The sequence below is a fragment of the Pseudomonas sp. GD04058 genome, from assembly GCF_029836855.1.
Taxonomy (GTDB): domain Bacteria; phylum Pseudomonadota; class Gammaproteobacteria; order Pseudomonadales; family Pseudomonadaceae; genus Aquipseudomonas; species Aquipseudomonas bharatica.
Genome location: NZ_JAOECN010000008.1, coordinates 111,908 through 123,404, shown reverse-complemented (window position 1 = coordinate 123,404; position 11,497 = coordinate 111,908). Strand labels below are relative to the sequence as shown.

The window sequence follows — 11,497 nt, the reverse complement described above, 5'->3', positions numbered from 1 at the left end:
ATGACCGACTCACCTGCTCCACGCCACGCCCAGATCGACTGGGATGAACTGGGCCGCCCCCATTCGCGGCAGTACGACGACATCTATTTCTCCAAGGACCAGAGCCTGGAGGAAACCCACCACGTGTTCATCGAGCAGAACGACCTGCGCCAGCGCTTCGCCGCGCTGGCTGCGGGCGAGTGCCTGGTGATCGGCGAGACCGGGTTCGGTACCGGGATGAATTTCCTCTGCGCCTGGCAGTTATTCGACAAGCACGCCCGGACCGGCGCACGCCTGCACTTCATCAGCGCCGAGAAGTTTCCCCTGACCCGCACCGACCTGGCCCGCGCCCTGGCCCTGTGGCCGCAATTGGCAAGCCAGGGCCAGGCACTGCTGGAGCACTATGTGGCGGTGCACGAGGGCTACCAGCAGTTCCTGTTCGAGGATGGCCGAATCAGCCTGACGCTGATGATCGGCGATGCCCGGGAGCAGTTCGAAAAGCTCGACGGGCGCATCGACGCCTGGTTCCTCGACGGTTTCGCGCCAGCGAAGAACCCGGACATGTGGACCCCGGAACTGTTCGCCCAACTGGGCCGGCTGTCGGTGCCGGGGACCACCCTCGGCACCTTCACCAGCACCGGCTGGGTACGCCGCGCCCTGATCGCGGTGGGTTTCACCATGAAGCGGATCCCGGGGATCGGCAAGAAATGGGAGATCCTGCGCGGACTGTACAGCGCCGGCCCGGAACAACAGGCGCTGCCAGTGGCAGTGCCGCCCTGGTATCGGCGCCCTGCGCCTTCAGGAAGCCCTCGTCATGCACTGGTGGTCGGTGCCGGCCTGGCCGGTTGTGCCAGCGCCGCCAGCCTCGCTGCGCGGGGTTGGCAGGTCAGCCTGCTTGAGCGCCACGGGCAACCGGCCAGCGAGGCCTCGGGCAACCCCCAGGGCGTGCTTTACCTCAAGCTTTCCGCCCATGGCACATTGCTGTCGCAATTGATCGTTAGCGGTTTCGGCCATACCCGGCGCCTGCTCGAACGCCTGCAGCGCGGCACAGACTGGGACGCTTGCGGTGTACTGCAACTGGCGTTCGATGACCAGGAAGACCAGCGCCAGGCACAGCTGGCCGGGGCGTTCAGCGATGAGTTGCTGCAACGGCTGGATCGCCAGCAGGCCGAAGCCATTGCCGGCGTCGCCCTGCCCGCCGGCGGCCTGTTCTATCCCGAAGGCGGCTGGGTGCATCCTCCGGCGCTGTGTCGCTGGCAGGCGGAACAGGCCAAGGTGAAGCTGCTGCCCCATCACAACGTGCTGCAACTGCGCCGGGTCGATGGCCTGTGGCAGGCGCTCGACGGCGAGCGAGTGCTGGCCGAAGCGCCGGTGGTAGTGCTGGCCGGGGCGGCGGAGATTCGGCAGTTCGAAGCCTGTGCCGGCCTGCCGCTCAAGCGCATTCGCGGGCAGATCAGCAGATTGCCGGCGACTGCCGCCAGCCGGGCCTTGCACACGGTGGTGTGCGCCGACGGCTATGTGGCCCCGCCGCGCCAGGGGGAACACACCCTGGGCGCCAGCTTCGATTTCCACAGTAGCGATACCGTGCCGACCGTCGAGGAACACCGCAGCAATCTCGAGTTGCTGCGGGAAATCTCGCCGGACCTGGCTGAACGGCTGGAGATCGACCGGCTGGATGCGCAGCACCTGGAAGGCCGGGCGGCGTTTCGCTGTACCAGCCCGGATTACTTGCCGCTGGTCGGGCCGCTGGCGGATGCCGGGCCCTTTGCCGAAACCTACGCGGCGCTGGCGAAGAATGCGCGGCAGGTGCCCGATGAGCCCTGCCCGTGGCTGGAGGGGCTCTATATCAACAGCGGGCATGGCTCGCGGGGCCTGATCACCGCACCGCTGTGCGGCGAGCTGCTGGCGGCCTGGGTCAATGGCGACGCCCTGCCAGTGCCGCGGGAGATCGCGGAGGCCTGTCACCCGAACCGCTTCATGTTGCGTGAGCTGAAGCGCGGCAAGGCTTGAGGGCCTCATCGCTGGCAAGCCAGCTCCCACAGCCCCTGTGGGAGCTGGCTTGCCAGCGATAGGGCCTTCAGAAACACCATCATCGCCCAAGGCCCAACCCAAGGCCTTATTCCATATCGATCTAAAACTCCCACAACCTCACCCGGTCAGTTTTTGAGTGCCCCCTGTTCGGGCACTTTCCCCAACGGCAAAACCGGTAAGGACTTATGTGCGGATTAGCTGGAGAGTTTCGTTTCACCCCTGTAGCAACCCCCTCGCGCCCGGCAGACCTCGCCGCGGTCGAGCGGATCACCCATCACCTGGCCCCTCGCGGCCCGGATGCCTGGGGCTTCCATAGCCAGGGCCCGATCGCCCTCGGCCACCGTCGCCTGAAGATCATGGACCTGTCCGACGGCTCGGCCCAGCCCATGGTCGACCCGCAACTCGGTCTGTCCCTGGCCTTCAACGGCGCCATCTACAACTTCCCGGAACTGCGCGCCGAGCTGGAAAGCCTCGGCTACAGCTTCTATTCCGGCGGCGACACCGAAGTGCTGCTCAAGGGCTATCACGCCTGGGGCGAGCAGTTGCTGCCACGCCTGAACGGCATGTTCGCCCTGGCCATCTGGGAACGGGACAAGCAGCAGTTGTTCCTCGCACGCGACCGCCTCGGCGTCAAGCCGCTGTACCTGTCGCGTACCAACGAGCGCCTGCGCTTCGCCTCGACCCTCCCGGCCCTGCTCAAGGGCGGTGATATCGATCCGGTGCTGGATCCGGTGGCCCTCAATCACTACCTGAATTTCCATGCCGTGGTCCCCGCGCCACGCACCCTGCTGGCCAACATTGAAAAGCTGCCGCCCGCCACCTGGATGCGCATCGACGCCCAGGGCCGAAGCCAGCAGCAGCAATGGTGGAGCCTGCACTACGGGCCACGCACCGATGAACAGGACCTGACCCTGGAAGACTGGCGCGACCGCGTGCTCGACAGCACCCGCGAAGCCGTGGCCATCCGCCAGCGCGCGGCGGTCGATGTCGGTGTGCTGTTGTCCGGCGGCGTCGATTCCAGCTTGCTGGTCGGCCTGCTGCGCGAGGTCGGTGTGGAAGACCTGTCGACCTTCTCCATCGGCTTCGAGGATGCCGGCGGCGAGCGCGGCGACGAGTTCCAGTACTCCGACCTCATCGCCCGGCACTACGGCACCCGCCACCACCAGTTGCGCATCGACGAACGCGAGATCATCACCCAGTTGCCGGCAGCCTTCCGTGCCATGAGCGAGCCGATGGTCAGCCACGACTGCATCGCCTTCTACCTGCTGTCGCGGGAAGTGGCCAAGCACTGCAAGGTGGTGCAGAGCGGCCAGGGCGCCGACGAGCTGTTCGCCGGCTACCACTGGTACCCGCAGGTGGATGGCGCCGCCGACCCGGTGGCGGCGTATCGCGCGGCGTTCTTCGATCGCAGCTTCGAGGAGTACCGCGACACCGTGCAGTTGCCATGGCTGGTGGACAGCGACGTGGCCGGCGACTTCGTCCGCCAGCACTTCGCCCAGCCGGGCGCCCGCGAAGCCGTGGACAAGGCGCTGCGCCTGGACAGCACGGTGATGCTGGTGGACGACCCGGTCAAGCGCGTCGACAACATGACCATGGCCTGGGGCCTGGAGGCGCGTACGCCGTTCCTCGATTACCGCCTGGTGGAGCTGTCGGCACGCATTCCGGCGCGCTTCAAGCTGCCGGACGGCGGCAAGCAGGTGTTGAAGGAAGCGGCGCGGCTGGTCATTCCCAACGAGGTGATCGATCGCAAGAAGGGCTACTTCCCGGTACCCGGCCTCAAGCACCTGCAAGGCGCGACCCTGGATTGGGTGCGCGAACTGCTGCTCGACCCAAGCCAGGACCGCGGCCTGTTCAACCCGGCAATGCTCGACCGCCTGCTGAGCGACCCCCACGGCCAGCTCACGCCGTTGCGCGGCTCGAAACTCTGGCAACTGGCGGCCCTGAACCTGTGGCTCAGCGAACAAGGAATCTGACCGATGAAAGCCCATCCATCCACCTATGGCCAGCGCCTGCTGCGCGGCCAGGTGCCGTCCTATGAACGCCTGCAGGCGCGCCTGGCCGATGAAGGCAGCGAGCCCCATGAAAAGCCGCGTTCACTGCACTGCGGCTGGGGACGCCTGCTGATCGGGCATACCTATGCCGAGCCTGGCCAACTGGCCCGGGCGCTACTGGAGGAACAACCGGGCGAGCGGGATATCGCCTTGTATGTCGCAGCACCACAGCAGGTCCTGGCCCAGGCCCCGCAGCAGTTGTTCCTCGATCCTTCCGACACCCTGCGCCTGTGGTTCAGCGATTACCGCCCGGCCAGCCGGGTATTTCGCGGCTTCCGCATCCGCCGGGCGCAAAGCGACGAGGACTGGCAGGCGATCAATACGCTGTATCAGACCCGCGGCATGCTGCCGGTCAAGACCGAGCTGCTGACGCCGCGCCATCTGGGCGGTCCGGTGTATTGGCTGGCGGAGGACGAGGACACCGGCGCGGTAATCGGCAGCGTGATGGGCCTGAACCACCTCAAGGCCTTCGAAGACCCCGAGGGCGGCAGCAGCCTCTGGTGCCTGGCGGTGGACCCCAACACCACCCGGCCTGGCGTGGGCGAGGTGCTGGTGCGTCATCTGGTGGAGCATTTCATGAGCCGCGGCCTCAACTACCTCGACCTCTCGGTGCTGCATGACAACCGCCAGGCCAAGCGGCTCTATACCAAGCTCGGCTTCCGCAACCTGCCAACCTTCGCGGTCAAGCGCAAGAACGGCATCAACCAGCCACTGTTCCTCGGCCCGGGGCCGCAGGATGGGCTCAACCCGTATGCGCGGATCATCGTCGAGGAAGCCTACCGGCGCGGAATCGACGTTCAGGTGGACGATGCCGACAGCGGCCTGTTCACCCTCAGCCATGGCGGACGCCGGGTGCGCTGCCGCGAGTCGCTGAGCGACCTGACCACGGCCGTGAGCATGACCCTCTGCCAGGACAAACGCCTGACCCAGCACACCCTCGCCGCTGCCGGGCTTAACGTGCCGGCGCAGCAACTGGCGGGCAATGCCGACGACAACCTGGCCTTTCTCGAGGACCACGGCGCGGTGGTGGTCAAGCCGGTGGATGGCGAACAGGGCCATGGCGTGGCGGTCAACCTCACCACCCTGGACGAGGTCACCCAGGCCATCGAGCAGGCCCGGCGCTTCGACAGCCGGGTGTTGCTGGAGAGTTTCCACGAAGGCCATGACCTGCGCATCCTGGTGATCGGCTTCGAAGTGGTGGCGGCGGCGATCCGGCATCCGGCCCAGGTGATCGGTGACGGCCAGCACAGCATCGGTCGCCTGATCGACGCGCAAAGCCGGCGCCGGCAGGCGGCCACCGGCGGGGAAAGCCGGATTCCCAAGGATGAGGAAACCCTGCGCACGCTCCAGGCCGCCGGCTTCGACTACGACAGCATCCTCCCCGCCGGCCAGCGCCTGGCGGTGCGCCGTACTGCCAACCTGCATACCGGCGGCTGCCTGGAAGACGTTACCGCGCGCCTGCACCCGACCCTGGCAGAGGCCGCGGTCCAGGCCGCCCGCGCCCTGGATATCCCGGTGGTCGGCCTCGACCTGATGGTGCGTGCCGCCGACCAGCCGGAGTATGTGTTCATCGAGGCCAACGAACGCGCCGGCCTGGCCAACCACGAACCGCAACCCGTTGCCGAACGTTTCGTCGATCTGCTGTTTCCCCTGAGCCGGACGACGAACTGATCCAAACCGTGCACCAGGAGTATCCATGACTGCCCCGCTACCCGAACCGGACCTGAAGTACCTGCAGAAAGTCCTTCTGGAAATGCTGGCGATCCCGAGCCCCACCGGCTTTACCGACACCATCGTGCGCTATGTCGCCGAACGCCTGGAGGAACTGGGCATCCCCTTCGAACTGACCCGGCGCGGCACCATCCGCGCCACCCTCAAGGGCCGCAAGAATTCACCCGACCGCGCCGTCTCCGCGCACCTCGACACCATTGGTGCGAGCGTGCGCGCCCTGCAGGACAATGGCCGCCTGGGCCTGGCGGCGGTGGGCTGCTGGTCGAGCCGTTTTGCCGAGGGCAGCCGGGTCAGCGTGTTCACCGACAACGGTGTGCTGCGCGGCAGCGTGTTGCCGCTGATGGCCAGCGGTCACGCATTCAATACCGCCATCGACCAGATGCCGGTGAGCTGGGAACACATCGAAGTGCGCCTGGACGCCTATTGCGCGACCCGGGCCGACTGCGAATCGCTGGGGATCAATATCGGTGACTTCGTCGCGTTCGATCCGTTGCCCGAGTTCACCGAAAGCGGGCATATCAGCGCCCGTCACCTGGACGACAAGGCCGGCGTGGCCGCGCTGCTGACGGCACTCAAGGCGGTGGTGGAAAGCGGCCGGACGCCGGAGATCGACTGTCATCCGCTGTTCACCATCACCGAGGAAACCGGCTCCGGCGCGGCGGGTGCCCTGCCCTGGGATGTCAGCGAATTCGTCGGCATCGATATCGCCCCGGTCGCGCCGGGGCAGCATTCCAGCGAGCACGCGGTCAGCGTGGCGATGCAGGACTCGTCCGGGCCCTATGACTACCATCTGTCGCGCCACCTGCTGCATCTGGCCAACGAGCACAACCTGCCGGTGCGGCGCGACCTGTTCCGCTATTACTTCAGCGATGCGCACTCGGCGATCACCGCCGGGCACGATATCCGCACCGCGTTGCTGGCATTCGGCTGCGACGCTACACATGGCTACGAGCGGACCCATATCGACAGCCTGGCGGCTTTGAGTCGCCTGCTCGGCGCCTACCTGCTGAGCCCGCCGGTGTTCGCAGCGGATTCGCACCCGGCGGGGAGTTCGCTGGAGAGGTTCAGTCATCAGCTTGAGCATGATGCACAGATGGAGAGTGATACCCGGGTGCCGACGGTGGATGAGGTGCTTGGCAGGAAAGATTGATGTGTTCTTGAGGGCCCTATCGCTGGCAAGCCAGCTCCCACAGGTGCATGCAGTCCCTGTGGGAGCTGGCTTGTCGGACCGCCGCACCGCAGCGATGAGGCCCTCAAGAGCAACAAAGCAGGTAGCATGTGCCATCAATTCAAAGCAGACCCAGCCCCATGCTCATCCCCTACGACCAACTCGAAGCCGACACCCTGACCCGCCTGATCGAGGACTTCGTCACCCGCGACGGCACCGACAACGGTGACGATACCCCTCTGGAAACCCGCGTCCTGCGGGTGCGCCAGGCTCTGGCGAAAGGACAGGCGTTTATCCTCTTCGATATGGACAGCCAGCAATGCCAATTGCTGGCCAGACACGATATCCCCAAGGAGCTGTTCGACTGATCAGCCCGCCTTCTGCTTCTGCGCGTCCTCCGCCAGGCGCCGATAGATTTCGGCACGGTGAATTTCCACGTCGCGCGGTGCACTGATGCCGAAGCGCACCGTACCGCCGTCCACCGAAATCACCTTGAGCTTGATGTCGTTACCGATGTTGATGACCTCGCCAATCTCGCGTCCTATGACCAGCATCGCCAAATCCTCCATATCCGGGTGAATCTGGAGACTGTCTGTCGGCGTAGTCCGCTTCAATGGTCTGGCAGACAAATAGAGCCGCCCTACAACAGCGCAGGAAGTGACCTACTGAAACTTCCTACAAATCAGCCCGCACTCTGCAGCCGCGGGCCCAGCAGGATGACCGTCGCGCCCAGCACGCAGAGCCCTGCACCGAACCAGTCGCTGGCCAAGGGGCGGCCTTTCTCGACGAAGGCCAGCCACAGCAGCGAGGTGACGATGTAGATCCCGCCGTAGGCGGCATAGGCGCGACCGGCGTAGGCGGCCTCGACCCGGGTCAGCAGCAGGGCGAACAGGGTCAGGCTGAACAGTGCCGGGGCGATCCACCAGGCGCTCCTGCCGAGCCGCAGCCACATGTAGAAGGCGTAGCACCCGGCGATCTCGAACACGGCGGCTAGGAAAAACAGCAGGTAATTGATCACAGGTATCCCCGGAGCTGGCAAAACGCCGAGGATACCTGATGGTGCGGCTCAGGATTGGCTCGAACGGCCCTTGGCGCGCATTTTCTCGGCCATGCTGGCCATCTCGTCGTAGAGCGCCTGCGGATCATGCTGCTTGAGGTGCCAGGCCATGCGCCCCTGTTCGTGGGGCAGGATCATGAACTGGCCAGCGGCGACCTGCCGGAAGATGTAGCCGGCGATATCCGCCGCGCTGATCGGCGAGCTTTCCAGCAGTTTGCCGACCTGCGCCTTCATCGCCGGCGTCGGGCCGCGGAAGGAGTCGAGCAGGTTGGTCTGGAAGAACGACGGGCAGACCACATGTACGTCGACTTCGAGCTGGCGCAGTTCCACCAGCAGGCTTTCCGAAAGCGCCACCACCCCGGCCTTGGCCACGTTGTAGTTGCTCATGGCCGGGCCCTGCATCAAGGCGGCCATGGAGGCAATGTTGATGATCCTTCCCTTGCTCCGCTCCAGCAACGGCAGGAAGGCCTTGCAGCCCTTGACCACACCCATCAGGTTGATTGCGATCTGCCAGTCCCAGTCTTCCAGCGACAGCTCGGCAAAGAAGCCGCCGGAAGCGACGCCTGCGTTGTTGACGATCACATCGACGCCGCCCAGGTGTTCCTCGCAGGCCTGGGCCAAGGCGATCAGCTGGCTGTAGTCGCGCACATCGCAGCGTTGGGTGAAGCCGTCGCCGCCGGCTTCACGAACCAGGGCCAGGGTCTGTTTCAGGCCCTCCTCGTTAACGTCGCTCAATGCCAGTTGCCAGCCTTCGCGCGCCCAGCGCAAGGCGATCTCGCGCCCCAGTCCGGAGCCCGCGCCGGTGATCATCATGCGGTTCTGCATAGCGCCTGCCTTGTGTGTTTCGTGATGGTGACGGGCAGTGTAGCGAAGGGTTTGCGGGGGCCGGAGGGGTATCAGGTTGCTGAATGGTGGTGACCTCGCGGGCGCTATCGCTGGCAAGTCGGGGCGCCGAACCGCAGCTCCCACAGGTATCGCGTGCGCCGCTGAACCTGTGGGAGCTGGCTTGCCAGCGATGAGGCCCTCAAAAGCGACCCGATTAAACTTTCTGCCCAGGCCCGCAATCACACTAAGTAAGCGGACCTGTCCAGCAGGTCTGCCCATCCGACCGAAACCAGAGGAATCCGTCATGGGCACAATTCTCATCATCATCCTGATCCTGCTGCTGATCGGCGGCCTGCCGGTCTTCCCGCACTCCAGGAGCTGGGGCTACGGGCCATCCGGCGTCATCGGGACCGTGTTGATCGTGCTGCTGATCCTGCTATTGCTCGGCTACATATGACCCGCGACTGAATCGCAGGCAAAAAAAACGGCCCTTCATCGAAGGGCCGTTTTTCATTGACGCTCAGGACTCAGTGGGAAACCGCACCACTGGCGCCCAGGCCGGTCTGCGAACGCACGAACTGCGGGAAGAACAGCGCACGCTCGTCTTCGGCGGCCTTGGACTTGTCGGTGATCGAGAAGAACCAGATACCGATGAAGGCAATGATCATCGAGAACAGCGCCGGGTATTCGTACGGGTAGATCGGCTTCTCGTGATGCAGGATCTGCACCCAGATGGTCGGGCCGAGGATCATCAGCGCGACCGCACTGATCAGGCCCATCCAGCCGCCGATCATGGCGCCGCGGGTGGTCAGCTTCTTCCAGTACATCGAGAGCAGCAGTACCGGGAAGTTGCAGCTCGCCGCGATGGAGAACGCCAGGCCGACCATGAAGGCGATGTTCTGGCTTTCGAAGAGAATGCCCAGGCCGATGGCCAGCACGGCCAGGGCGATGGTGGTGATCTTCGAAACGCGGATCTCGTCCTTCTCGTTGGCCTTGCCTTTGCGCCAGACGCTGGCGTACAGGTCGTGGGACACCGCCGAGGCACCGGCCAGGGTCAGGCCTGCTACCACCGCGAGGATGGTGGCGAAGGCCACGGCCGAGATGAAGCCGAGGAAGACGCTGCCGCCTACTGCGTCGGCCAGGTGCACCGCCGCCATGTTGTTGCCGCCGATCAGGGCGCCGGCAGCGTCCTTGAAGGCAGGGTTGGTGCTGACCAGCAGGATCGCGCCGAAGCCGATGATGAAGGTCAGGATGTAGAAGTAACCGATGAAGCCAGTGGCGTAGAACACCGACTTGCGTGCTTCCTTGGCGTCGCTCACGGTGAAGAAGCGCATCAGGATGTGCGGCAGGCCGGCGGTACCGAACATCAGCGCCAGGCCCAGGGAGAAGGCCGAGATCGGGTCCTTCACCAGGCCGCCGGGGCTCATGATCGCCTCGCCTTTCGGGTGCACGGCAATGGCCTGGGAGAACAGCTGGCTGAAGTCGAAGTTGACGTGCTTCATCACCATCAGCGCCATGAAGCTGGCACCGGAGAGCAGCAGCACTGCCTTGATGATCTGTACCCAGGTGGTCGCCAGCATGCCGCCGAACAGCACGTACAGGCACATCAGGATACCGACCAGGATCACCGCGATGTGGTAGTCGAGGCCGAACAGCAGCTGGATCAGCTTGCCGGCGCCGACCATCTGGGCGATCAGGTAGAAGGCCACCACCACCAGCGAGCCGGAGGCGGACAGGGTACGGATTTCCTTCTGGCCGAGGCGGTAGGAAGCCACGTCGGCGAAGGTGTATTTACCCAGGTTGCGCAGGCGTTCGGCGATCAGAAAGAGGATGATCGGCCAGCCGACGAGGAAGCCGATCGAGTAGATCAGGCCGTCGTAGCCGGAGGTGAACACCAGGGCGGAAATCCCCAGGAAGGACGCTGCGGACATGTAGTCGCCGGCGATCGCCAGGCCGTTCTGGAAGCCGGTGATCTTGCCGCCGGCGGCGTAGTAGTCGGACGCCGAGTTGTTTTTCTTCGAGGCCCAGTAGGTGATGCACAGGGTGGCACCGACGAAGGCGACGAACATCAGGATCGCCGCAACGTTCAGCGGTTGTTTCTGCACCTCGCCGGTGAGGGCGTCGGCGGCCCAGACGGCGGGTGCGAACGCGCCGATGGCCAGGGTTGCCAGTACACGCCGGATCATTGCTGAACCTCCTTGAGGATTGCGTTGTTCAGCTCGTCGAACTCACCGTTGGCACGACGTACGTAGATGCCGGTGAGAATGAAAGCCGACAGGATCAGGCCGACGCCGAGGGGAATACCCCAGGTGATCGACGAGCCGGGACTGATCTTGGCGCCCAGTACTTGCGGGCCATAGGCAATCAGGAGAATGAAAGCAGAGTAGAGACCGAGCATGATCACCGAGAGAATCCAGGCGAATCGTTCCCGTTTTGACACCAGCTCCTTGAACCGCGGGCTGTTTTGTATCGATAGGTAAATGCTGTCGTTCATTGTTTTTGTCCTCGCAGCACAGATTAGGTAGAACCCGTCACCACTTTATGCTGCCCATGAACGCGCTCCAGACGACCTTAGTCTTAGATGTAAAAGGCTTTTGCGAAATGGGTAACAACCCGGAAATGCAAAAGGCCGCCCACCGGAAAAACCGGGGGCGG

The 11,497-nt window shown here is 64.6% G+C and carries 11 protein-coding genes; 6 read left to right on the top strand and 5 right to left on the bottom strand.

The window, feature by feature from the left end; translation table 11 throughout:
• The 5 genes from mnmC (at position 1) to N7650_RS09755 (ending at position 7,328) form a co-directional block, all read left to right on the top strand.
• On the top strand, positions 1-1,989 hold the full coding sequence (gene mnmC, locus N7650_RS09775) for a bifunctional tRNA (5-methylaminomethyl-2-thiouridine)(34)-methyltransferase MnmD/FAD-dependent 5-carboxymethylaminomethyl-2-thiouridine(34) oxidoreductase MnmC (protein WP_279898007.1): 1,989 nt from the start codon (positions 1-3) through the stop codon (positions 1,987-1,989).
• Positions 1,990-2,195: 206 nt separating this feature from the next.
• Positions 2,196-3,983, top strand: coding sequence for an N-acetylglutaminylglutamine amidotransferase (locus N7650_RS09770; RefSeq protein ID WP_279898006.1), 1,788 nt, complete (start codon positions 2,196-2,198; stop codon positions 3,981-3,983).
• A gap of 3 nt (positions 3,984-3,986) precedes the next feature.
• Positions 3,987-5,732 (top strand): N-acetylglutaminylglutamine synthetase, encoded by a 1,746-nt coding sequence (gene ngg / locus N7650_RS09765; protein ID WP_279898005.1) that lies wholly within the window; start codon positions 3,987-3,989, stop codon positions 5,730-5,732.
• A gap of 25 nt (positions 5,733-5,757) precedes the next feature.
• Positions 5,758-6,942, top strand: coding sequence for an osmoprotectant NAGGN system M42 family peptidase (locus tag N7650_RS09760; protein ID WP_279898003.1), 1,185 nt, complete (start codon positions 5,758-5,760; stop codon positions 6,940-6,942).
• A 158-nt stretch (positions 6,943-7,100) separates the two neighbouring features.
• Positions 7,101-7,328 carry a YheU family protein gene (locus N7650_RS09755; protein WP_009407519.1) on the top strand — a complete coding sequence of 76 codons (228 nt, stop codon included), beginning with the start codon at positions 7,101-7,103 and terminating at the stop codon, positions 7,326-7,328.
• Here the strand turns inward: N7650_RS09755 and csrA are convergent, their stop codons facing one another.
• The 3 genes from csrA to N7650_RS09740 form a co-directional block, all read right to left on the bottom strand.
• Complete coding sequence (csrA, locus tag N7650_RS09750; RefSeq protein ID WP_279898002.1) at positions 7,329-7,514, bottom strand: carbon storage regulator CsrA; 186 nt, start codon at positions 7,512-7,514, stop codon at positions 7,329-7,331.
• 128 nt (positions 7,515-7,642) lie between these two features.
• Positions 7,643-7,978 carry a YnfA family protein gene (locus N7650_RS09745; protein WP_279898001.1) on the bottom strand — a complete coding sequence of 112 codons (336 nt, stop codon included), beginning with the start codon at positions 7,976-7,978 and terminating at the stop codon, positions 7,643-7,645.
• A gap of 48 nt (positions 7,979-8,026) precedes the next feature.
• Positions 8,027-8,842: an SDR family oxidoreductase gene (locus N7650_RS09740; protein ID WP_279898000.1), complete on the bottom strand. Its 816-nt coding sequence runs from the start codon at positions 8,840-8,842 to the stop codon at positions 8,027-8,029.
• Between the two features lie 304 nt (positions 8,843-9,146).
• On the opposite strand from N7650_RS09740, the gene N7650_RS09735 reads away from it, so the two are divergent.
• A complete protein-coding gene (locus tag N7650_RS09735) occupies positions 9,147-9,299 on the top strand; it encodes a DUF3309 family protein (RefSeq protein WP_009407510.1) in 153 nt (50 codons plus the stop codon).
• A 70-nt stretch (positions 9,300-9,369) separates the two neighbouring features.
• On the opposite strand, the gene N7650_RS09730 is transcribed toward N7650_RS09735, so the two are convergent.
• Both N7650_RS09730 and N7650_RS09725 read right to left on the bottom strand, forming a co-directional pair.
• Positions 9,370-11,028, bottom strand: coding sequence for a cation acetate symporter (locus N7650_RS09730; protein WP_009407507.1), 1,659 nt, complete (start codon positions 11,026-11,028; stop codon positions 9,370-9,372).
• A complete protein-coding gene (locus N7650_RS09725; protein WP_009407505.1) occupies positions 11,025-11,336 on the bottom strand; it encodes a DUF485 domain-containing protein in 312 nt (103 codons plus the stop codon). The genes N7650_RS09730 and N7650_RS09725 overlap by 4 nt, the downstream gene beginning before the upstream one ends.
• Positions 11,337-11,497 lie beyond the last annotated feature (161 nt).

Excerpts from the sequence above, each read along its gene's own strand:
- mnmC (WP_279898007.1), top strand. The coding sequence starts at position 1 with ATGACCGACTCACCTGCTCCACGCCACGCCCAGATCGACTGGGATGAA.
- N7650_RS09770 (WP_279898006.1), top strand. The coding sequence starts at position 2,196 with ATGTGCGGATTAGCTGGAGAGTTTCGTTTCACCCCTGTAGCAACCCCC.
- ngg (WP_279898005.1), top strand. The coding sequence starts at position 3,987 with ATGAAAGCCCATCCATCCACCTATGGCCAGCGCCTGCTGCGCGGCCAG.
- N7650_RS09760 (WP_279898003.1), top strand. The coding sequence starts at position 5,758 with ATGACTGCCCCGCTACCCGAACCGGACCTGAAGTACCTGCAGAAAGTC.
- N7650_RS09755 (WP_009407519.1), top strand. The coding sequence starts at position 7,101 with ATGCTCATCCCCTACGACCAACTCGAAGCCGACACCCTGACCCGCCTG.
- csrA (WP_279898002.1), bottom strand. The coding sequence starts at position 7,514 with ATGCTGGTCATAGGACGCGAGATTGGCGAGGTCATCAACATCGGTAAC.
- N7650_RS09740 (WP_279898000.1), bottom strand. The coding sequence starts at position 8,842 with ATGCAGAACCGCATGATGATCACCGGCGCGGGCTCCGGACTGGGGCGC.
- N7650_RS09735 (WP_009407510.1), top strand. The coding sequence starts at position 9,147 with ATGGGCACAATTCTCATCATCATCCTGATCCTGCTGCTGATCGGCGGC.
- N7650_RS09730 (WP_009407507.1), bottom strand. The coding sequence starts at position 11,028 with ATGATCCGGCGTGTACTGGCAACCCTGGCCATCGGCGCGTTCGCACCC.
- N7650_RS09725 (WP_009407505.1), bottom strand. The coding sequence starts at position 11,336 with ATGAACGACAGCATTTACCTATCGATACAAAACAGCCCGCGGTTCAAG.